Source organism: Peribacillus sp. TE19612, from assembly GCF_056279465.1.
Genome location: NZ_JBWCCL010000012.1, coordinates 119,147 through 141,647, shown reverse-complemented (window position 1 = coordinate 141,647; position 22,501 = coordinate 119,147). Strand labels below are relative to the sequence as shown.

22 protein-coding genes are annotated in these 22,501 nt (G+C 43.0%); 6 read left to right on the top strand and 16 right to left on the bottom strand.

Annotation, left to right across the window (positions count from 1 at the left end; genetic code table 11):
• The first annotated feature begins 148 nt into the window (after nucleotides 1-148).
• Genes ACZ9AO_RS20400 through ACZ9AO_RS20390 form a run of 3 tightly spaced genes read left to right on the top strand, consistent with a single transcriptional unit; the run spans nucleotide 149 to nucleotide 2,632 of the window.
• Nucleotides 149-781: a GNAT family N-acetyltransferase gene (locus tag ACZ9AO_RS20400; protein WP_476110099.1), complete on the top strand. Its 633-nt coding sequence runs from the start codon at nucleotides 149-151 to the stop codon at nucleotides 779-781.
• Nucleotides 782-807: 26 nt separating this feature from the next.
• A complete protein-coding gene (locus ACZ9AO_RS20395) occupies nucleotides 808-1,458 on the top strand; it encodes an acetoin utilization AcuB family protein (RefSeq protein ID WP_048682272.1) in 651 nt (216 codons plus the stop codon).
• The gene (locus ACZ9AO_RS20390) at nucleotides 1,451-2,632 is read left to right on the top strand and encodes an acetoin utilization protein AcuC (RefSeq protein WP_251539804.1); all 1,182 of its coding nucleotides are present in this window, start codon (nucleotides 1,451-1,453) and stop codon (nucleotides 2,630-2,632) included. Before ACZ9AO_RS20395 ends, ACZ9AO_RS20390 begins: the two co-directional genes overlap by 8 nt.
• An 84-nt stretch (nucleotides 2,633-2,716) precedes the next feature.
• Here ACZ9AO_RS20390 and ccpA read toward each other — a convergent pair whose 3' ends face one another.
• From ccpA to ACZ9AO_RS20365, 5 genes are all read right to left on the bottom strand, one after another.
• Nucleotides 2,717-3,721 (bottom strand): catabolite control protein A, encoded by a 1,005-nt coding sequence (ccpA, locus tag ACZ9AO_RS20385; protein WP_048682265.1) that lies wholly within the window; start codon nucleotides 3,719-3,721, stop codon nucleotides 2,717-2,719.
• Nucleotides 3,722-4,101: 380 nt separating this feature from the next.
• Nucleotides 4,102-5,178 carry a bifunctional 3-deoxy-7-phosphoheptulonate synthase/chorismate mutase gene (locus ACZ9AO_RS20380; protein WP_034309244.1) on the bottom strand — a complete coding sequence of 359 codons (1,077 nt, stop codon included), beginning with the start codon at nucleotides 5,176-5,178 and terminating at the stop codon, nucleotides 4,102-4,104.
• A gap of 536 nt (nucleotides 5,179-5,714) precedes the next feature.
• Entirely contained in the window at nucleotides 5,715-6,041 is a 327-nt protein-coding gene (gene ytxJ / locus ACZ9AO_RS20375) for a bacillithiol system redox-active protein YtxJ (protein WP_251539805.1), read from the bottom strand.
• 128 nt (nucleotides 6,042-6,169) lie between these two features.
• Nucleotides 6,170-6,742, bottom strand: coding sequence for a YtxH domain-containing protein (locus ACZ9AO_RS20370; protein ID WP_476110094.1), 573 nt, complete (start codon nucleotides 6,740-6,742; stop codon nucleotides 6,170-6,172).
• A 47-nt stretch (nucleotides 6,743-6,789) separates the two neighbouring features.
• Complete coding sequence (locus tag ACZ9AO_RS20365) at nucleotides 6,790-7,299, bottom strand: DUF948 domain-containing protein (protein ID WP_034309251.1); 510 nt, start codon at nucleotides 7,297-7,299, stop codon at nucleotides 6,790-6,792.
• A gap of 229 nt (nucleotides 7,300-7,528) precedes the next feature.
• Between ACZ9AO_RS20365 and ACZ9AO_RS20360 the strand changes: the two genes are divergently transcribed.
• Nucleotides 7,529-8,641 (top strand): aminopeptidase, encoded by a 1,113-nt coding sequence (locus tag ACZ9AO_RS20360; protein ID WP_476110092.1) that lies wholly within the window; start codon nucleotides 7,529-7,531, stop codon nucleotides 8,639-8,641.
• Nucleotides 8,642-8,688: 47 nt separating this feature from the next.
• Here ACZ9AO_RS20360 and murC read toward each other — a convergent pair whose 3' ends face one another.
• The 6 genes from murC to ACZ9AO_RS20330 form a co-directional block, all read right to left on the bottom strand.
• Complete coding sequence (murC, locus tag ACZ9AO_RS20355) at nucleotides 8,689-9,993, bottom strand: UDP-N-acetylmuramate--L-alanine ligase (protein ID WP_034309255.1); 1,305 nt, start codon at nucleotides 9,991-9,993, stop codon at nucleotides 8,689-8,691.
• A 284-nt stretch (nucleotides 9,994-10,277) separates the two neighbouring features.
• Nucleotides 10,278-13,103 (bottom strand): DNA translocase FtsK, encoded by a 2,826-nt coding sequence (locus tag ACZ9AO_RS20350; protein ID WP_476110090.1) that lies wholly within the window; start codon nucleotides 13,101-13,103, stop codon nucleotides 10,278-10,280.
• A 424-nt stretch (nucleotides 13,104-13,527) separates the two neighbouring features.
• Nucleotides 13,528-14,715: an amidohydrolase gene (locus ACZ9AO_RS20345; RefSeq protein WP_476110139.1), complete on the bottom strand. Its 1,188-nt coding sequence runs from the start codon at nucleotides 14,713-14,715 to the stop codon at nucleotides 13,528-13,530.
• A 317-nt stretch (nucleotides 14,716-15,032) separates the two neighbouring features.
• A complete protein-coding gene (locus ACZ9AO_RS20340; protein ID WP_048682251.1) occupies nucleotides 15,033-15,839 on the bottom strand; it encodes a DUF1444 domain-containing protein in 807 nt (268 codons plus the stop codon).
• Between the two features lie 50 nt (nucleotides 15,840-15,889).
• Complete coding sequence (locus ACZ9AO_RS20335) at nucleotides 15,890-16,201, bottom strand: thioredoxin family protein (RefSeq protein WP_034309264.1); 312 nt, start codon at nucleotides 16,199-16,201, stop codon at nucleotides 15,890-15,892.
• Nucleotides 16,202-16,310: 109 nt separating this feature from the next.
• Nucleotides 16,311-16,817: a hypothetical protein gene (locus tag ACZ9AO_RS20330; protein ID WP_251539806.1), complete on the bottom strand. Its 507-nt coding sequence runs from the start codon at nucleotides 16,815-16,817 to the stop codon at nucleotides 16,311-16,313.
• 123 nt (nucleotides 16,818-16,940) lie between these two features.
• On the opposite strand from ACZ9AO_RS20330, the gene ACZ9AO_RS20325 reads away from it, so the two are divergent.
• Nucleotides 16,941-17,390, top strand: coding sequence for a YtoQ family protein (locus ACZ9AO_RS20325; RefSeq protein WP_251539807.1), 450 nt, complete (start codon nucleotides 16,941-16,943; stop codon nucleotides 17,388-17,390).
• A gap of 132 nt (nucleotides 17,391-17,522) precedes the next feature.
• On the opposite strand, the gene ACZ9AO_RS20320 is transcribed toward ACZ9AO_RS20325, so the two are convergent.
• The 3 genes from ACZ9AO_RS20320 to ACZ9AO_RS20310 form a co-directional block, all read right to left on the bottom strand.
• The gene (locus tag ACZ9AO_RS20320; protein WP_251539808.1) at nucleotides 17,523-18,392 is read right to left on the bottom strand and encodes an AraC family transcriptional regulator; all 870 of its coding nucleotides are present in this window, start codon (nucleotides 18,390-18,392) and stop codon (nucleotides 17,523-17,525) included.
• Nucleotides 18,393-18,507: 115 nt separating this feature from the next.
• Entirely contained in the window at nucleotides 18,508-19,029 is a 522-nt protein-coding gene (locus tag ACZ9AO_RS20315) for a DUF84 family protein (RefSeq protein ID WP_476110087.1), read from the bottom strand.
• A gap of 81 nt (nucleotides 19,030-19,110) precedes the next feature.
• Entirely contained in the window at nucleotides 19,111-20,184 is a 1,074-nt protein-coding gene (locus tag ACZ9AO_RS20310; RefSeq protein WP_476110086.1) for a M42 family metallopeptidase, read from the bottom strand.
• A gap of 176 nt (nucleotides 20,185-20,360) precedes the next feature.
• Between ACZ9AO_RS20310 and ACZ9AO_RS20305 the strand changes: the two genes are divergently transcribed.
• Nucleotides 20,361-20,678, top strand: a complete 318-nt coding sequence (locus ACZ9AO_RS20305; RefSeq protein ID WP_034309283.1) for a PepSY domain-containing protein — start codon at nucleotides 20,361-20,363, stop codon at nucleotides 20,676-20,678.
• Nucleotides 20,679-20,728: 50 nt separating this feature from the next.
• Here the strand turns inward: ACZ9AO_RS20305 and ACZ9AO_RS20300 are convergent, their stop codons facing one another.
• Together ACZ9AO_RS20300 and trmB are read right to left on the bottom strand one after the other, a co-directional pair.
• Nucleotides 20,729-21,574, bottom strand: coding sequence for a YtnP family quorum-quenching lactonase (locus ACZ9AO_RS20300; protein ID WP_063594417.1), 846 nt, complete (start codon nucleotides 21,572-21,574; stop codon nucleotides 20,729-20,731).
• Between the two features lie 129 nt (nucleotides 21,575-21,703).
• A complete protein-coding gene (gene trmB / locus ACZ9AO_RS20295) occupies nucleotides 21,704-22,342 on the bottom strand; it encodes a tRNA (guanosine(46)-N7)-methyltransferase TrmB (RefSeq protein ID WP_251539812.1) in 639 nt (212 codons plus the stop codon).
• Nucleotides 22,343-22,501 lie beyond the last annotated feature (159 nt).

Sequence of the window (22,501 nt, the reverse complement as noted above, 5' to 3'; positions counted from 1 at the left end):
AAGGAGCACTGTAACAAAAGCGCCTTGAATTTTCTGAATTATGCCCCTTGTTTTCATGTATAATTTATGTAAGCTTTCCATTCGGTTTAAAAGCGATGCTTCGGAATGCGAGAGTGTAAGATTACTATATAACAAGGGTGGTGAAAGAATGGAATATAGTAAGACCTTCTACACTAAGGAACTGCAGACATTAAGCGGAACGCTCATCATCGAGGGGCCGTTAAGCGGCGAGAAAATGTCCGCTTATGAGTTTCACGAAGACTTGGTCGCCTTTCGCCCCCCTGCTTTGCAGCATAAAGCGTTAATAGAGATAGCAGACTTGCCTGAGGGCAGGATCTTCATCGCCCGTGAAAATGAAACAATCGTGGGTTATGTAACTTACTTATATCCCGATCCCTTGGAGCGCTGGTCGGAAATCAAGATGGAGGAACTGATTGAGCTTGGTGCAATCGAGGTCATCCCTAAATACCGGGGTGCCTCCGTCGGGAAGAACCTGATCCGCCTTTCAATGGAAGACGATTCGGTTGAAGACTTCATCATCATCACCACTGAATACTATTGGCATTGGGATTTGAAAGGGACAGGGCTGAATATTTGGGACTATCGCAAGGTCATGGAAAAAATGATGAGCGCGGGTGGCTTGGTCTACTTTGCAACAGATGATCCTGAAATCAGTTCCCACCCGGCCAACTGCCTGATGGCCAGAATTGGCAAAAGAGTCCCGCCGGAATCCATCCAGAAGTTCGACCAATTGCGTTTTATGAATCGGTTTATGTATTAAAGAGGAGAGGAAGAGGAGGAAGGAAAATGATTGTTGAAACAATAATGAATGAGGATATCATCACCCTCACTCCAACGGATACCATCCATAGCGCTGTCTTGATCATTAGGGAGAAACGAATTCGCCATATACCCATTGTCGATGACAGCTTTCAACTTGTGGGATTAGTCAGCGACCGTGATATTCGGGATGCTGCCCCTTCTATTTTCCGTACCGAAGAATACAAAAATGATTTACAAAAACCATTATCAAGCATCATGAAAACGGAAATAATCACAGGGCACCCGCTTGATTTCGTGGAAGAAATCGGGGCTGTTTTTTGTGATAACAATATCAGCTGCCTTCCAATCGTAAAGGGCAGGAAGTTAGTGGGCATCATAACCGGTTCTGATTTACTTCATTCATACGTTGAGTTGACAGGAGTCAATCAGCCCGGTTCCCAAATCGAAATCAGAATCCCGGATAAGGCAGGTTCCCTTCATGATATTGCCCATATTTTCAAAAAGCGCAATACGAATATCCTGAGCACCCTTGTTTATCCTGAAAAAAATGGAACCGATTATAAAATTCTTGTAATTCGTGTACAGACGATGAATCCATTTATGGTGGTGGAGGATTTGAAGAAAGAAGGCTATACCGTTTTATGGCCTAGTCTACCGGGGATTTCACATGAATGATACATCCCTTTTCGTCTATTCGGATGAACTCCTTACCTACAAATTCAACGATGAGCATCCATTCAATCAAAAACGGCTTAAACTCACGCTTGATTTATTAAAAAAACACCATGCCATCAATGATGATCAAATTATCAAGCCCAGAATGGCTACCGATGCAGAATTGGAACTGATCCATGATCACCATTATGTAAACGCTGTCAGATTAGCGGGCCAGGGAAAGCTTCCCCCTGAAAAGGCAGTAAATTATGGACTGGGAACAGAGGATACCCCTATCTTCCCCAAAATGCACGAAGCAAGCGCCTTGCTTGTAGGCGGTACCTTGACGGCTGTGGATGCCGTCATGACCGGTCAGTCCCTGCACGCACTTAATCTTGGCGGTGGCCTGCATCACGGTTTCCGCGGGAAAGCCTCGGGCTTTTGCATTTACAATGATAGTTCGGTCGCGATTAAATACCTGCAAAAGAAATATGGGGCGCGTGTCTTGTATGTCGATACCGATGCACATCATGGTGACGGAGTCCAATGGTCATTTTATGATGATCCCGATGTATGCACCCTATCCATTCATGAAACGGGGCGCTACTTATTTCCCGGCACCGGCACGATTAACGAGCGGGGCCAGGGAAAAGGCTACGGCTATTCATTCAACATCCCGGTCGATGCGTTCACTGAAGATGAATCCTGGCTCGAATGCTATAGGGCTTCCTTTAAAGAGGTCATTGAATACTTCAAACCGGATGTCATATTAACGCAAAACGGAGCCGATTCCCATTATTACGATCCGCTCACCCATTTATCTGCGACCATGAAGATTTTTAGGGAAATACCAAAGTTGGCCCATGAAATGGCCCATAAGTATTGCGAAGGACGCTGGATTGCAGTAGGCGGCGGCGGATATGATATATGGCGCGTCGTCCCGAGGGCTTGGGCGAGGGTCTGGCTTGAGATGACGGATAATGATATTTCAGGTCCCCTATCAAAGGAATGGCTCGATAGCTGGCAGCCTGAGTCCCCTGTTCCCCTACCGACTGAATGGGATGACATGGAAGATATATACGAACCCATTCCGAGAAAGCCTGAAATTACCGAGAAGAATGCCCTGACGCTTGAAAAGGCCCTTTATCCCATCAGGTCTTCCAAGCAAACATCGAAAAGCAATGAACAAAGTTAACCAAAAGATCGTTGAAAAACGATCTTTTTTGTTCGGTCAAGAGTAACAAAAAGAGAGTGCCCTCGGGACACTCTCCAAACCAGTTCATTTCGTTGATTGACGGTTTTCAATCCGATGCGGCAGGATCACTTTTTCAAGACCTTCCTCCACTTGTTCTTTATTCATCAACTTTGTAAGAAGCCTCATCGCAACCGCACCAATATCATATAAAGGTTGAACGATCGTCGTGATTTGCGGACGCACCATCAATGTCAATCTCGTATTATCGAAGCTGATCACTTCAAAGTCTTCCGGCACATTATACCCCTTGTCCTGTGCGGCATGGACAATACCAAGCGCCATTTCATCAGCACCGGCGATGAATGCCGTCGGCCTGTCTTCAACTTCCAGGTACTTTTCAAAAGATTCAATTCCTGAATCATATGTATAATCACCTTCAACAATATACCTTTCATCAAATGAAAGACCAGCTTCTTTCAATCCTCGTTTATATCCAGTCAATTTCATTTCATTAATCAGCGCGGAAGGGTTTCCGCTTACAAAAGCGATATGCTTGTGGCCTTTATTAGCAAAGAAGGTCACTGCGTCGAATGCCGCCGCCTCATAATCAATATTAACAGATGGAACTTGCCCGCTTTCATCCACCGAACCTGCCAGAACGATCGGAACCGGTGAATTAGTAAACTCTTTGACATGCTCATCAGAAATGTTTCCGCCCATGAATACGATACCATCCACTTGTTTTCCAAGCATCGTATTCAGCAAATGGAATTCCTTATCTATATTCTCATCAGAACTGCTTAGGATGATATTGTATTTATACATGGTGGCTATATCTTCTATGCCCCGTGCCAATTCGGCAAAAAAGATGCTGGAGATATCCGGGATGATGACCCCGACTGTAGTCGTTTTCTTTGAGGCAAGTCCCCTTGCCACTGCATTCGGACGGTACCCTAACTTTTCAATCACATCGGAAACTTTCTTCCTTGTTGCAGGCTTTACATTTGGATTCCCGTTAACTACGCGGGAAACGGTGGCCATGGAAACATTCGCCTCACGTGCCACATCATAAATGGTTATATTATTCATTCATCCATTCCTCCATTTCTTTCATTTTCCCCATAAAAGACCCGAATTATTTCGGAAAAAAATCTTTTATGCGTTTTTCTCTATAAGGAAGATTATTTTAGGAACGATCTGCCTAACAAAAAGCAGTCCTACTCTCTTCTCAGTCAAATATTCAATACCCTATTCAAGTATAAAATTCACATAGATATCACTTTATGTATGACTCAATCTTCCGAACAGTTCTCATTCTTGTTATTTATCATACGATAGTCGAATCTTTCCTGCAATCCAATAGTGCTTATTTCGAAGGTTTTTCTGCAAAAACTAGTATTTTACCATTAAAAAAAGCCCTTGCCAAGTTGGTAAGGGCCGTAAGTAGATCAATTAAAGACATTCTTAGCTTAAACAGTTACCCAGTTCAAACGTTTAATTTCATCGTAGAATTCATCAAATTGTTTGAAGTCCATTTGCTGTGCAGAATCCGATAGAGCAACGGAAGGATCCGGATGCACTTCAGCCATAACACCGTCAGCACCGATTGCAAGAGCCGCTTTAGCCGTAGGAAGCAATAGATCGCGACGTCCAGTTGAATGCGTTACATCAACCATGACCGGTAAATGTGTTTCTTGTTTTAAGATCGGTACAGCAGAGATATCAAGTGTATTTCTTGTTGCTTTTTCGTAAGTGCGGATACCGCGTTCACAAAGGATGATGTTGCCATTGCCCTGCGACATGATGTATTCCGCTGCATGAATGAACTCTTCAATCGTTGCAGCCAGTCCGCGTTTTAACAGAACTGGTTTATTTACTGCACCTGCCGCTTTTAGCAAGTCGAAGTTTTGCATGTTGCGAGCCCCGATTTGGATGACATCGATATGATCGATCGCCGCTTCAATATCATTGGCACTCACGATTTCACTGATGACAGCCAAGCCGTATTCATCAGCAACGCGTTTAAGTATTTGTAAACCTTCCAAACCAAGCCCTTGGAAGTCATATGGAGATGTACGTGGCTTAAAGGCACCGCCGCGCATCAATTTCAAACCTTTAGCTTTAATGACTTCCGCCACCGCAGCTGTCTGTTCATAAGATTCAACGGCACATGGTCCGAAAACGAAGCTAGGGATCCCGTTACCTACCAATTCACCCTTGATGTCGATGATCGTGTCTTCAGCTTTTTGTTTTCTTGATACAAGAAGCGTTTTCTTCTGATCATCTTTTTGCAGCTCCAAGCCCAATTTAAAGATTTCTTTGAAAATATGTTTAATCGAACCAAGATCAAGCGGTCCTTGATTATTGGCTTCGATAAGATCCAGCATTGTTCTTTCACGGACCGGATCGTAACGGTTTACACCTTGTTTTTCTTTAACGCGACCAATTTCCTGTACAAGTTCAGCACGTTGATTAATAAGATGTAATAACTGAAGGTTCACATCATCCAGTTGATTACGAAGTCCATCAAGCTCTTTGTTGCTCATTACAAATCCATCCCTTCGTTTTTTAAAATAGAAATCGGTTCAGCGGACTCAAATTTAAAAAAATCCCATCCGGATCCTCGAACATCCACCCCGATTGTTTTATCAATGAAAAATTTAGAATATTTCATGTATGATTAAATCAATTATAAATGAAGTGTCCATAAATGTCACTATATTTTTCTTTAATAATTAAACGCTTTTAAGCATTAAAGTTATAAATGCATAAAACTAGGTGCACTCATTCCAGAAAAACGATTACACAGAATATTGAAACACATCCGTTGTAGGAATTATATTGGAAATAGAACAGGAAAGCTATCATTTAATTGATCATTTTTCACAAGAGCATAGAAAAGTTTAAATCTTCTGCCACTTGCTGGGAGCCATCCAGAATTGAGCAGAGAAGCTTTGCCTAGCGAAATGAACAGGAAGGGCCACTCTAGAAAAGGTTTCCCCAGGATTAACATCCTTAGGCCCTCCAATCAATGGAATAATAAAAGGCCGGAACCCTTACCAAAGGGATCCGGCCTTCACATTCATTCTGTAATGGCCTTGCTCAATGAATCATATGTAATCCGCCAATGAGATTCATTCCAGACAGGTTTTCCACTTTTAAAAAGGATGACCTGAGGTGATTGATGTTTGACATCAAAAGTATCTGCCACATAATTGGATAGTGGACGAGCTTCCTGGACGGCCAAATAGGCCGTTTTAAGTTGTTCGTTCCCTAAGATGTACCTCTCATATTGTTCAAATGCTTCAGCACTTACAGGGCATGTTACGCTATGCTTGAAAAGCAGGAATGTATCCTCTTTTAGAAGCTCATTGAATTGTTCTTCTGTTTCGATTTTGCTCATGACCATATAGCAGTCTCCTTTCCTTGTCATATAAATTTTACCATCAAAAAGGCGATGAAGCCATCGAAGCACTTCACCGCCTTATTCTTCGTCCCTTAATGACTCTTCATTCCCATTAAAGGAAGCCAGGGAGTTTAATTCTTTAGTTTACTCTCCGTTTCATCAAATGCCTTTTTCGCTTCATCAAGTTTTAATTTTGCCGCATTCTTGTTTCCGCTTGTAGGATCTGCAGGATTATTTTCTGAATCATTGCTGTTAGCAAAGTTCGTTTCGACGGATACGATAGGAGCATCGGTAGTTCCGGTTACATCAATATCCTTATTGCTTGAATTCGTTGTATCATCAGCGGCGTCGCCGTTTTCTTTTCCTGTTTTCAGGCTCTTCACTTTGTTGACGATATTCGAAGATTTATTTGAAACGATTTCCGTGACGGAGCTTGTTTTTTCTTTTGCAGTATCAGCAAGGACTGTACCTTTTTCCATCGCCGTTTGTCTTAATCTTTCTGTTTTCTCGGAAATGTTTCTAGCTTGTTCATTGAAGTCATTCCTTAATTCCTTGCCTGTTTTCGGAGCCATGAACAAAGCTGTAGCCGCTCCGATCATCCCGCCGATCAAGGCGCCAATCATAAAGTCCTTAGAATTGATCGAGTCGCGTTCGTCCTCATACGATTTCTGATAGTCCTTTGCCGGAAATTCTTTTTGAGTCATAATACATTCCCCTTTCAATTTTCAGTTCATTTTTATTTAACTAGATTTTATGATCTAGAACGTAAAAACCTTTTTTTAGGTAAGTTATCTGTTTCCAGCGCTTCCCTTTCTAACTCTGCCCTTTCAGTCGGGGTCGGGGCTGCCTGTTTGCTTCTGGACTTCCATTTGTCCCTGATCTCCATGGCTACATTGCTCCATTGTACAATTTGTGAGATTCTTTCTTGATTATTATCAATCTCAGCCTGCACTTTATGGGAAACCTTTTGGATGGAAGAATTAAAGCTGGAGATGGATGTACCTACATCCTTCACCGCATCCACCACCGTGTTCAGGTTTTCTGACTTTTGCTGCAAATCTTCAGCCAACGTATTCGTTTTATGTAATAACTGAGTAGTTTCGAGCGTTATGCCCTGCATTTGGCTCTCTAGTCCTGTCAGCGTCCGGGCCACACTGTCCAGGGTAGTTTGAAGTGATGTCAGTACCTTCGTTAGAAAAATAACGAGTACCAAAAAAGCTATCGCTGCAACAGCAGCACTTACGTATAAAATAATCTCCATTGGAACACCTCCGAAAAAAATCGACTTATTTAATAGCTGTTAGATATTAATTACCCCTTCCCTAATATTATAAACGTATTTATTTTTTCAATATACCCTATCAAACCCTAATCTGGAAATATTGTTGTCTGCATCCAGTTCCTCCTTGAAATTCATGGGTGACACTTATGGCAGGAAATCGGGTATGATAGAAAAGATAAGTCGAATTTAAACAATGGAGGTATTTTTTATGAAAGATCCCAGAATTGGTACATTGGCCAAAAACTTAATCAATTATTCCGTGAAGCTTCAAAAAGGTGAAAAAATCTTGATCGAAAACTTTGGATTGCAGCGTGAACTTGTTAACGCACTTGTGAATGAAGCCTATGCAGCAGGTGGTTACCCATTCGTCCTGTTAAAGGATCACCAAGTGGATCGGGCCTTGCTGATGGGTGCCAAAGAAGAACAGTACAAGATGATGGGTGAGTTTGAAGCAAACGTAATGAAGCAGATGGATGCTTATATCGGGCTTCGTGCCGGGGATAATATCAATGAACAATCCGATGTCCCTTCAGAGAAGATGGCGATTCATGGACAGACAGTCGGTAAAGTACATAGAAATATCCGCGTGCCAAAAACAAAATGGGTCGTACTTCGCTACCCGACAAATTCCATGGCCCAATTAGCCAAAATGAGCACAGAAGCATTCGAAGACTTTTATTTCGAAGTCTGCAACCTCGACTATGGCAAAATGAGCGCAGCAATGGACAACCTTGTTGAATTGATGGATAAAACGGATAAAGTCCGCTTAACTGGGCCCGGTACGGATCTAACCTTCTCCATCAAAGACATTAAAGCCATCAAATGTGCGGGTGAGCTGAACATTCCTGACGGTGAAGTATATACGGCTCCAGTTAAAGATTCCATCAATGGAGTGATTTCGTATAATACTCCTTCCCCATATCAGGGTTTTACTTTTGAAAACGTGAAGTTGACATTCAAGGATGGAAAAATCGTTGAAGCGGTTGCGAATGATACGGAACGCATCAACAAAATTTTTGATACTGATGAAGGCGCACGATATGTCGGTGAATTTGCAATTGGTGTAAATCCTTATATTCTACACCCGATGCAGGATATCCTCTTTGATGAAAAAATTGATGGAAGTTTTCATTTCACTCCAGGACAATGCTATGATGATGCCTTTAACGGAAACCATTCAGACATTCATTGGGACCTGGTAAATATCCAGCGGCCTGAATATGGCGGCGGGGAAACCCACTTTGATGACGTCTTGATACGTAAGGACGGACGCTTCGTTTTACCGGAACTGGAAAATTTAAATCCAGAAAATTTAAAATAACCCAATAAAAAAACGACCGATCCGCTACTAACGGATGGTCGTTTTTTTTATTTTACCTGCAGTGAATGCTCATAGGCTGCTTGAAACTTTTGAATGTCCCCCGCGCCCATGAATAACACGACACTGTTATCATGGTTTTGCAATATTGATGTTGTGTTCTCCGTAATCAGCTCGGCACCTGGAATCTTATCTTGAAGGTCTTCAATCGATAACTTTCCTTGATGTTCACGGGCAGATCCAAAAATTTCACATAAGTATACTTTGTCGGCCAAATTCAGGCTGTCGGCGAATTCATCCAGGAATGCCTGCGTTCTCGAGAAAGTATGCGGCTGGAATACAGCAACAACTTCACGCTCTGGATATTTCTGACGCGCCGAGTCAACAGTTGCAGAAATCTCGGTCGGATGGTGTGCATAATCATCAATGATGATCTGACTTCCGATTTCCTTTTCGGAGAACCGGCGTTTAACTCCGCCAAAAGTCCGCAATTGGGCTTTCACAGCTTCCGTATCCAAGTTTTCATATTTACAAAGTGCAATGACACCAAGTGCATTCAACACATTATGCTTTCCAAAGGTAGGAATAGTGAATGTATCATAGTAATTGTTCCTTACATGCACATCAAAAGTCGTGCCATCCGGAGTGACGGAAACATTTTTCGCTTGAAAATCATTTCCTTCTGCAAATCCGTAAAAAATAACCGGTACTTTCGCCTGAATATGTGGTAAATGCTCATCATCCCCGCACGCAATGATGCCTTTGTTGACTTGAAGGGCCATCGTTTGGAAAGCCTCGAACACGTCTTCAACATTAGCGTAATAATCAGGATGATCAAAATCGATATTCGTCATGATTGCATAATCCGGATAATAGGAAAGGAAATGACGGCGATATTCACACGCTTCGAAAACGAAGTAATCAGAATTCACGATTCCTTTACCAGTTCCATCCCCAATCAAGAAGGATGTCGGTTTAGCGCCCCCCATTACATGGGCAAGTAAGCCGGTCGTCGATGTTTTACCATGCGCTCCCGTAACCGCCACGCTGATGAAGTTTTTCATGAAATCACCTAGGAAACGGTGATAACGGATAATCGGCAAATCAAGTTCTTTTGCCTTCAAGATTTCCGGATGACTATCCGGAAACGCATTTCCTGCAATGATGGTCATTCCAGGTTGAATATTTTCCTCGTTGAAAGGAAGGATTTTAATCCCGGCTTTTTCTAATGCCAATTGTGTAAAAAATTCTTTTTCGTAATCGGAACCCTGCACTTCAATATTCATATCATGCAGTATTTGTGCAAGAGCACTCATACCCGACCCTTTGATTCCCACAAAATGGTAAGCAGTCATAAAGCGAACCTCCACCAATCGTCTACCTGTATGACAGTATATGACGTCATCTTTTATTTGTTTTTCCATTACGAGACTTGTTAGTAACGCAATTTCTTCATAGGTTTTCAAGCTTTTATTTTCAATCATTCATCAACAAAAAACTATTATATCACTTTTTTATTCATTCATCCATGTCAGGCAGATGCCAATTTATCAAATCATTGGCTTTTCCCTCAATTTAGGTGATAAAAAAGGGTTTTCACCCTTTCACATTATATACAATTTCCTTTTATAAGGTTCTCTTAATTAACATGTAAAAATTCCAGCTCTTCTTCCGTAATCAATACATCCCTGGGTCTTGAGCCCCTGGATTCGGAAACGACTCCCTGTTGCTCCATCATTTCTATTAGGCGCGCTGCACGGTTATATCCGACACGGAAACGCCGTTGGACGCTCGATGCAGATGCGGCCTGCTGGCTCACGACAAATTCACATGCCTCGAAAAACAGTTCATCCGCTTCTTCCGTAACCTGGGCCCTGTTCAGCAAGTCTTCCTGTTCAAACAGGTATTTTGGCTGCTGCTCCCGTTTAACATGGTTGACCACTTGATCGATTTCTTCATCACTCACGAAAGTCCCTTGCAGGCGCACCGTTTTTGAAGAGCCGTTTTCAGCGAATAACATATCCCCTCTTCCCAAAAGTTTTTCTGCACCGCCGCTATCGATGATTGTACGGGAGTCGACTTGTGAAGAAACCGAAAAAGCAATCCTTGTCGGGATATTTGCCTTGATCAATCCAGTTATGACATCGACTGAAGGTCTTTGAGTGGCTACAATCAAATGGATGCCGCAGGCACGGGCCTTTTGAGCAATCCGGCAAATCGCTTCCTCTACATCAGCCGGGGACATCATCATTAGATCAGCAAGCTCATCGATGATCACCAGGATATAAGGCAGCTTGCTTGAATATTGACCGGCTTTTTCCGCTTGTTCATTAAAGCGGGTGATATCACGTACACCGGCATGTACAAACAATTCATAACGCCGTTCCATCTCCTCTACAGCCCATTTCAACGCAGCCGTAGCGGCTTTTACATCGGTTATGACTGGACTGACCAAATGCGGGATCCGGTTATATGGGGCGAGCTCGACCATTTTGGGATCGATCAACAGTAATTTCAGCTCCTGCGGCGTCGCTTTATACAGCAAGCTGACCAGCATGGTGTTGATACAGACACTTTTCCCCGATCCCGTTTGCCCGGCTATCAAACCATGCGGCATCTTTCTCAAATCCGTGATAATCGGCTGACCGGAAATATCGAGTCCTAAAGCCACGGCAAGCGGTGATTCATGCTCTTGAAACTCAGTACTTTCCAAAACCTCACGCAAAAATACCGGTTTGCTTTTCCTGTTCGGAATCTCGATGCCGATTGTATGTTTACCCGGAATGGGCGCTTCCATCCTCATATCCTGGGCAGCAAGGCTTAATTTGATGTCATCCATCAGGTTCGTCACTTTATTCACCTTCACTCCCGGCTCCGGATGCACCTCGAAACGAGTGACTGCCGGTCCTTGGGTGACATTGACGACCTTTGCACGGACATTGAAATTTTTCAATGTCTGATCAAGTAATACAGTCTGTTCCCCGAGCCACTCATCATCATGCACAGCATAAGTGGGAGGTGTCAGCAATTCGATATTCGGAAACACATAGTATGGATTATCATCCGCTTCCACGGAATCAAAAACTTCAAGGGCATTGCCCTGGCCACTTTCCGCTGCCTCTGTTAAAACGGCTTCTTGATACCCATCTCCAGAAATGGGCGATTTCTGTTCTAGAAGCGGCTTAGGGTCGGAACCAATAATGGATTCACCTGTATTTTCAGGCTCGGCGGCGGTTTCGGTGTCCAAAAAGGCAGGTGTAATGTCCAGAGTCTCCTCTTTCGGCATAACTCTGCCTTCCTCCGGTTTCCGTTCGGGAATGGCGGATGGTTCCACTTGTCCGGCCTCCATTTGGGCAGCATCATCCATAGCTCGTTTATCAGGTGAAACTACTGCCCTTTCCGGATTAAGGCTTTTTTTTTCCGGCATCATTTTATTCATGAAGCCATTTTTTTCCCGATCTTGCTTAAGCATCATCACATTAAATGGAATATGTTTTTTCGGACTTTTAGGCTGCACTTCAGGTATTGCCTCAGATGAGTCACTTTCAGGCATTGTCCCTTGACTAACGGATGGTTGATTTGATTGTACAGCTGCCTCCCCATGAACCGATATCGCTTCAGGCCGTGTGTCGTCCGCCTGTTCCATGATGGATACAGCGACTTCGCGTCCAAAATCGACTTGGTCCTGTTCAATAGCCTCTTTTTCTACCTCAGGCTCAATTATGTTAGGCTCGCTTACCGCTTCTTCTGGCAATGACTCAATGGAATTTCTACGAAAGAAAGCGGGTATCTCCGTATCTTCCCTTTTTTTTTCCGCTTGTTCCGGTATAAGAATGGCGGGTTCTGCCGTCATTTCCTCATGTGACGCATCTTTTGAGATTTCAGGGATCGATACCGGAATCTCGATAGCGGGTTCTTCCTTTTTAAGGATGGGCATTTTGCTTTCCAATTCATATTCGACAATTTCTTCAGAAGGGACTATTTTTTTTTCCGGACGACGGAACCCGTAAATGGGTGATGGGATTTCCGTTGGGCGGAATGGAGTATTTGACGGGACTATTTTTGAGGTTTCCTCCCGGTCAAAGCTTCTCCGTTTTGGTTCAGGATCCCTTACAGGCCTTCTCGTTGTTTCTTTAGTCACATTCTTCCCCTGTTTGGGTTCGTTGTCTTCCCTGTTTCTTTCCCTAGGTTTTCTTTTATTCTGCTCCCGGTCTGGAATGAGCGGAAACTTGAACTGGCCTTTTGGATATTGAAACAGGATTTTCGTATCCGGGTCTGGCGTCTGGGACATTTTTTCCACTTTTTGATTGTAAACCTTTATTTCTTCTTTCTTTGACTTCGTAAGCTTCGAAAAATCCATTTTCCTCAATGTCTCTTCATCAAGCGGTTCATCTATAATAATCTCTTCGATTTCAATAATTTCCTCTGCTTGGAACCATTTTTTCATCTTATTTAGCCATTTCAAAACTATCACTCTTTCTACATCTGTAGTTATGTAACTAATTCTACCAGTTATTTTAAAAATATCGAGAAAATTTAAGCTAAATTGGATTAGTATCTACTTTTTTATCGCATTCTTACTACCTAAACGTATTTCGCAGAACTCCTACCCTATTAAACCCCTTCTGGAATGGGTTTAAACCTATCATCGCGAAATAACATTAGCCCCTAGTCTACTATTTAAATAAAACACAGCTATTAAATCGCGTTTACAAAGAGATTAAGTTTTCATGCTGACTTGAAAACAGACTGGCCAATTCATTGCATCATCCTTCATGAAACCTCCGGCAGAATCCAAATGCCTGTCGCAACCCATAAAACACCGTTCGTTAATACCGAACGGTGTTTTGTGGGTTTCTCCGTTTTTTTTGCAAACAAAGACCAAGGGACTAGTTCCATTCATAAAATCGGCAAACAACCTGCGCCACTGATTTGGAAGCGATCAAAAGGGCATCTTCATCAATATCGAATTTAGGATGGTGATTGAAATATGCCTTCTCCACCCCTTTCGGTTTACAGCCAATGTAAAAGAAGCAGCCTGGTATCTTTTCTGCATAATACGAAAAATCTTCTGAACCTGAAAAAACCGGAAATTCGACAACCTTCTTGATCTCTTTGTCATTCATGCTTTCCAGGCTATTCTTCACGAATTCAGTCAGTTCAGGGTCATTATATAGCGGAGGATAATCGGGCACATATGTAAGTTCGCACTGAACATCGAATTCGGTTTCTATCCCTTTGACGATCCGGTGGATTTCCTTATCGATCAGCTGTTGGGTTTCCGCTGTCATATAACGGACATCCCCTTCAATTTCTATACGATCTTTAATGACATTAAAGCTTCCTTTTCCATCGAAGGAGCCAATTGTGACTACGCCCATATCAAAAGGGTTCAAGCGACGGCTGATTACGGTTTGTACGGCTGTCACGAAATGGGCCCCTGCCACAATGGCATCATTCGCCATATGCGGGGAGGAACCATGGCCGCCCACACCCTTTATCGCCAGCTTGAAATAGGTCCGTCCAGCCATCGAATAGCCGCCTCGATACCCGACAACCCCTGCTGGATGCGACGGAAATAAATGGATTCCAAAAACAGCATCCAGTTCATCCAAAGCCCCTGATTCCATCATGCTTTTTGCTCCGCCTGGGGGTGTCTCTTCTGCATGTTGATGGATTATTTTAATCTTACCTGATAGGGAATCTTTCAGCTCATTGATGCAGTCTGCCAGTACCAATAAATAAGCGGTATGCCCATCGTGTCCGCAGGCATGCATGACACCTTCATTTTTTGAACGGAACGGGACCTCCGCTTCTTCTGTAATCGGCAATGCATCGAAATCGGCACGGAGACCTATCGTTTTCCCAGGTTTTCCGCCTTCGATCGTTACGATGATCCCTAAACCATTTCCTACATTCGTTTGTATCGACACATCTTTCCCCTTATAAAAATCAATGATATATTGTGCCGTTTTCTCTTCTTTGAAGGAAAGTTCCGGATTCTCGTGTAAATGACGGCGGATTTGAACGATTTCCCCTTTACGGGCTTCCAGCATGTTCATTAATTTGCTTTTCACGTTCACGATTATTCTCCCCCTTGGTCAAGTTTGCCTTTCGTGGACATTTATACATCATGCCCCGTTGAATAACAGCGTAATTCCTTACTCTATATTGGACGATAAAACGGACAGAGGGTTTAGCTCCAAAGGATATTTTTGGAACTTGCTCCTTGGCGCATCAATCTTGTTCTATTTTTTATCCATATTTTCAAAATATTACAATTATATTATCACCGATTAAAAAATAAATATCAACTACAAGAGAGTTATAAACTCTATCAAACTTAAAAGGACCGCTGCCAGATGCTGACACGGTCCTTTTGTGATTCTCTATATTATTGTTCACGCTTTTTATTTTTACCCATAATGAAGATGGGCTCCAACTCATTTTCTTCGTAAAGGAATGATAGAGCCGTAATCGGAACATGACCGCTGGCAAAGAAGCTCATCGCCATTTGCGCCAGAATATCATAGCCCGTATCATTCTTCACATCGGCAATGATGATGACATCCTGATGGGGAATGGCCACAGCCATGGTTCCCTCGATCTTGTCCTTCATTTCCCGAAGCCATGATTCATTCAGGATCCTGCTGGCATCATATCCATCATTCGTGTTCAAAAAATAAAATGCATTACCTGCAACGATATCCGACTTCATTTCAGTGGAGAGGGAACGGGCATTAAAAAGGGCAATTTCACGGATCCTGTCACCCTGCCAATTTTCCCGTTGAATCATCTTTTCATCTATAAGACGGTAGGTTTTACCTAAATCAAGGGCATAAAAAATCCGGGTTTCAGCTGTATGCTCATCGAATAAAAACGGATTTCCGTCTTCCGATTCCATTGGAAAGGAGGTCGAGCGGATAACTGGGAAAATGAATTTCTCCTTGCCTTCCATACTGTGTTCTTCCCCCATTACATTCAGGGCCTCTTCCACGTAATAAATAATTTCATCGATGGCCTTTTCCTGTACGTTTTCATAGTTAGCAAGTACAGGAGGCAACTCGATGGTGATCCCTTTCCCGGTCTTCACATTTTCCACCCGTAACGTATCTTGCTTGCTATCGAATTTGAATGTCCGCCCCTCATCCTTTAAACGTTCCTTCAAAATATTTTTCAGCTTCGTGCTGTCCATTTTCATGACTGACCCTCCTCTTCATTGAAAAATCCCCAGCGAGAAGGGGATTTTGATTATAGTGATTGAATGAATTCCTCAATTTGTTCTTGCGTTTTGCGATCCTTGCTTACGAATCTGCCTAGCTCTTTACCATTATCATAGGCGATGAAACTTGGTATACCGAATACATCATTAGCTGCACACACATCGATGAATTCATCACGGTCCACATAAATGAATGTAAAGTCAGGAAATTTCGTTTCTATCTCCGGCATTATCGGTTCGATTACACGGCAATCTCCACACCATGTAGCGGAAAAAAGAAAGATATGTTTGCCTTCATTTTTCAATGCATCATATTGCTCGACGGTTTGTAATTTTTCCATTTGAATATTCCTCCTGCTCTAAATGACACCTTAGTTTTTATAATCCCATCATACCAGACTCTCCGCGAATCAACCATTAATACGGATCGGTCGAAAGGCAGTGGTCAGCTTATTTCTGAGGCACGGATGAAACGATTTCCATCATTTGTTTTGCATCGGTTTTTAATTGGTCTTTATCCGTTTCCGTTGTCAGCTTCACCCCGCCGATCCCCACTGCAAGCTCATACTTTTCTTTCGGTATTTCTTTAATTGAAATAAAGCCGAATTTATCATCAGTTTGAAAAGAATGCAGCACTTCAAATTGATCCTCTTGTTCCTTAATCGCCAAATATAACACGGAGCTGTCTTCTTTTTCATTTGGATTGACAAATAATATATAAATCTGATCACCTTTTTGTAAAATCAAGTTATTATCATGTTCTTCCACTACTTTAAAATCCTTTGGCAGATGGACCTGAATTAGCCCTGCCTCTTGATTGGGCTGTTTTTCATCGTCACGAAAAGCCACTTCAGCAGCCTTCATTGCCTTTTCGGTTTGTCTCTCGATCCCTGAGCAGCCTGCGATCAAACTGCTTATCAACAGGATAACAAGGAAATTCTTATTCGATAAAGCCATCGTCATTCCTCCAGCCGTCTCTTTTACTACCTTATGGATAATATTATCCTTATTTATGGAATTCATCCATTTTCTAAAAAACATGGTACAATGAAAGCAATTTTAATATCGAGGAGGAGTACAATGAAGTTAACCGTTTATCTTGCTGGGGAAATCCATTCAAATTGGAGAAGTGAGTTGAAAGATAAGGCCGCTGCACTGAAGCTTCCATTAGAATTCGTCGGCCCGATGGAAAATCATGAACGCTCCGATAATATCGGTGAAGATGTCCTCGGGGAACAGCCGAATCCTATCCTGAAGGATGCAGCCGCTTCCCAAATCAATAATTTGCGGACAGGTCTTTTGATGAAAAAAGCCGATCTTGTGGTCGCTCTGTTTGGCGAGAAATACAAGCAGTGGAATACTGCCATGGACGCAAGCACCGCCATTTCCCTGGGAAAACCGGTTATTTTGATTCGCCCGGAAACCCATCACCATGCCTTAAAGGAATTATCGGAAAAGGCAAGTGTCACGGTCGAATCCGTGAATCAAGCCATGAAGGTGCTTTCTTATATTTTTGAAGACGGGCTGTAAATCTCCCTGTCCTTATCAAGTACAAGAATGAAGGACTGATCATTTCATATTTACAAATAAAAAAGCTTGCAGGGGCAAATTAGATGCCTCCCCCCTGCAAGCCGAATAACGAATGATTTTGATGGTTGAATACTATCCCTTTTTAATCGGAATCCAAATTTCGGAGTAATAGTCAGGGTTTGAAGCATCCGCATTGTCGTATACTTCCAATTCAGGAGTTCCGGCATGTTCATGACCGCTCGTAGGGAACCATTCGGAAAAAATCCGCTTCCAAGCTTGTTGCATGCTATCAGGCATAGGTCCGTGAACTTCAAATACAACCCACTTGGAAGCCGGTATCGTAAGGGTCGAAAACTCTTCAGGCACTTTCCCGGCATACTCCGCACCTATCCAATAATCCATCGTTTCAGTTTTTTCCAAAGCCCGCTTATCGACACATACACCAAGCAAGCCATCTATTTGGCCATTGTTCAACTTCGCTAACCTATCTCCTGTTCCATTCGAATTGACTTTCTCCCACAACTTTGGAATCCCAATCAAATTCTCTTCATTAACCAAGGAAAACTCTTGCTTGATTCCAATCAATTGAAAGGAATCCCTTTCAAGGATATTGTATTTCATCGGTTTTGCCCCTTTCAGAATGACCTGTATCATCAGGCGTTCATAGAATTTCAGCTTCCCCATATACTTTCGCGCTTCGCTTGGAGAAACCCCATGCTGCCTTCGAAAAGCTTTTGAGAATGCCTCGGGGGTGTCATAGCCGTACTTGCAGGCTAAATCAATGACCTTGCCATTTGCGGATGATATCTCCTGGGCCGCTAAAGTCAGTCTTCGACGCCGGATATATTCACCAATGGAAATATCCGTTAAAATGGTGAAGGTCCGTTGAAAATGAAAAGCCGAAGCATTCGCCTGCCTGGAAATGCTCTCGATCGTAAGGTCCTCCAATAAGTGCTCTTCGATATAGTCGATGGCCTTTTGGATTGATTCAACCCACCCCATATCCGTTCACCCCTTGTCACTATTGTAGCAAGACCGCTCAATAAAACCCTGTCTTATTCTGCTCAGTTTTGGCAGTGTTCGTTTCCATTCGAAGACGCCTTTCCATGACAGTGATTCAAAAATCGTGCTTTCTCATTTTCAGCTTATATTCGTGTTGACCGGCTAGCATCCTCATGATATGAAGGAACATTTCGCCCCTGGTGATTTGCTCATTTGTAAATACGCCGATCGCCCCTTCCTTTTTGCTAATATTCTCTTGCTTTGTGAAGGCGTCCATCACCGGGCCCAACTCTTCACCCTCCAGCAGCTTCCCGGCAACGATTCCCGGAACCGGGATTCTCGCTCCGGCAGCTACAAAGACCTCACCGTCCCTCGTGGCCATTGCGCCCCAATTACACAAAAACAGGGCTTGTCCCATTTTCACGACACCGCCTTCAAGTCCGATGCCCATATCGGCATCACTGTGAATCAAGCAATTCCGGGCACGTGTCATGGCCCCCTCCATCGTTTCCTCGTCTGAAAAAGGCTGTTCCGGAACCCCGCTCCCCACTTGAAGCGAAATGATTTCAGCATCTTCATATACACCAAGCACGGCACTTACTTTAGCCGGATTCTTACTTCCTACTGCTATTTTCAATATAATTACCTTCCTTCTATGTAAAAAAAAGCTGATGGAAAAGGATTATGACAGCATCCCTTTCCATTTCAGCTTCCTCCATCAACCGTTTTTTATCAAGGTTTCCAATGTCGTTTTATCACAGGAACGAACCAATTTCCCTATCAGTTCACGGGCAGCGGCATAATCATCAATATGAATCATGGATGCATGTGTATGAATATAGCGGGAACAAATGCCAATCACCCCGCTTGGAATGCCTTCGTTTGCAATATGGACTTGCCCTGCATCCGTGCCGCCCTGGGAAACGAAATATTGATACGGAATCTCATTCGACTCGGCCGTATCAAGGATGAATTCCCTCATGCCGCGATGCGTAACCATCGAACGATCAAAAATGCGGAGCAGTGCCCCTTTTCCCAACTGGCCAAATTCACTTTTACTGCCGGACATATCGTTCGCCGGACTTGCATCCAAAGCAAAGAAAAGATCCGGTTTGATCATATGAGCTGCAGTTTGCGCACCCCGTAATCCCACTTCCTCCTGGACGGTTGCCCCGGAATATAAGACATTCGGCAGCGTTTCACCTTTTAAATCTTTTAACAATTCAATCGCAAGTCCGCAGCCATAACGATTATCCCACGCTTTTGCGAGGATTTTCTTCTCATTGGCCATCGGCGTGAATGGACAAATCGGTACAATCTGCTGACCGGGCTTAATACCGATTCTCTTCACATCTTCTTTATCATCCGCCCCAATGTCAATCAGCATATTTTTGATATCCATTGGTTTTGAGCGTTGCGATTCATCAAGCAAATGGGGCGGAATCGAACCGATGACACCAATGACCGGACCGTTATCGGTTATGATCTCGACTCTTTGGGCCAAAAGCACTTGGCTCCACCAGCCTCCTAGGGTCTGAAAGCGAATCATTCCATTTTCAGTTACGGATGTGACCATGAATCCCACTTCATCCATGTGCCCGGCAACCAGGACGGTCGGCCCATCCTCATTGCCTCTTTTTACGCCAAATATTCCGCCAAGGCGATCTTGGACGATTTCATCCGAATACTTTTCCAACTCACTCTTCATGAAACTCCGAACTGCATGTTCATTTCCCGAGGCTCCCGGTAATTCCGTCAATGTTTTAAAAAGCTCCAAAGTCTCATGATTCATTTTTCTACCCCTAACTATGTATTGTTTCTTTCTATTTTACAAAACTTAGCATCATGTTACACTAGAAAGTTCTAATTTATCAGTTTATGGGTAAAATTTCAAATTATTAGTCAAATAAAGCGTTCTTCTGTATACTAGAAGAAGTGATTTTATAAAATGCAATGGAGGAGAAATCAATGAATTGGAAAACGTTTTTACTAGGTACTGCAGCCGGATTTGCTGCTGGCTATGCAGCAAAACAATTATTGGATCAATCAAGTAAACCTTCTCCCGATAAAGTCTTGGCCCAAGTGAAGGAAACAGTCAAAAAGGACGGAAATATATATGGCTCATGGATCTTGATGAAGCCGGAGAACTATACAAAAAACGATTTGGACTATGAAGTGTACAAAGGCGGGATCACCAGAAATACAGAAGGTAAACGCGAGCAATTCGAATTTGTTGCAGATGCCTCGACAGGAACGATATTGGAGCTTAATGCACAAAATGATTGAAACAAAAAAAGGAGGGCCGTCAGAATGACGTCCTCCTTTTGCTTTCCTTCTTAACGCTTCCGTTTCAATTCGGCTAGTATCTCCTTACCCGTTGCATCCCATTTGATGGCACAGTATTGGGCATCATGGTAGAAGCTATACCAGGACCCATTTTCCAGTCCGGATTTCATCCACTTTTCCTTCGCCTCGATGGAAGTCATGGGATAATCATCATAAGCGAGGACCCAGAGGACATTCGCATGCGCGTGCGTCGGCATGATATCTGCCATGTGGATCAATCTATCCCCGCCATCTTCTATGATGATGATCGCATGTCCATCACTATGCCCCCCGGTATGGATCATTTTAATGCCAGCCGTAATTTCCTGTTCCCCTTCAAAAGGACGTACAAGAGAAGCGACAGCCTCCCAGTTTTCTGCCCAATATGTACTTTTTGAACGAATATTCGGGTTTTTCATTTCCGCCCATTCCGTTTTGGTCGTGATGATTTCTGCACGCTCGAAAACGGGCACCCAAGTTTCACCTTCACGTTTCGTCAACCCGCAGGCATGATCGAAATGTAGATGGGTCATTAAAATGTAATCGATATCATTTGGCTGAATTCCAAGTCTGCCAAGATCTTCGACAAGATTGGATTCCTCCGTCACCCCAAAATTCCGTTTCTGCTTGTCATTCATCTTTCCATTGCCAATACCGGAATCTATAAGCATATTCAATCCATTGGCCTGCACCAAAATCGGATCCGTACGTAACTCGATTTGGTTATTTTCGTTAACGGGGTACTTCTTGGACCAAAGCGGTTTCGGTACAACACCGAACATCGCACCGCCATCCAAGTGTGTCACACCGCCATTCAACCATGTTAATTTTATTTCCCCTATTTGCATCGTTTCCATTTTACCCCTCCTCTGCCTTTAGTTTAACACCCGCTTCCATATATTGAAATTGATAACAATCAAGTCATCCCCGTGAATCATGAACAAACAAAAAAACCAGATGCTGTGCACCTGGCTTCTGATCGGTGATTATTGGAACATTGCTTCCAATCGGTATATCCGATTGCCTTTGCTCGAGAACTTTTCTTCATATTCAGTCATGATGTTGCCTTCAAAACTGCTGTTATGCAAATCAAGGCTTACATATTTCAAGAGCATGCCGTATTCTGAAATACTTTTCAAGGAAGATTCGAATAACCCTTGATTATCCGTCTTGAAGTGAATCTCGCCTTTGTCCGGCAGGATGCCTTCATATACTTCGAGGAAGGTCTTATATGTTAATCGACGTTTTGCATGACGTGATTTCGGCCATGGATCAGAGAAATTCAAGTAGACGCGATCCACGTCACCTTTTGCAAAATAGTCCCCTAAGTTCGCTGCGTCAACATTCAACAGCTTTAAATTTGGAACATCCGCTTCAATCAGCAAGTCCAATGCAGCGACAATGACGCTTCCATATACTTCAATTCCAATGAAATTCACATCAGGATGGGCCTTTGCCATTTCTGTGATGAAACGGCCTTTTCCCGTACCCACTTCAATATATAACGGATTATCGTTTCCGAAAACTTCATGCCATTTACCTTTATGGCTCACTGGCTGCTGAATTACATATTGTGGAAAATCATTCAAACGGTCTTCAGCCCAAGGTTTATTTCTTAAACGCATGATGACACCCCTATTTATAATATAATCGTTCAAACCATAACACGAGTGTATGGATTCCTGCAAGTTGATTTTTTCAGGAAACACCCACTGATCAAATAAAAAAACTGCCGGCCATCCAGGCGACAGTCACTGTAGTTTTCATGTATAAAACTTTCAGCA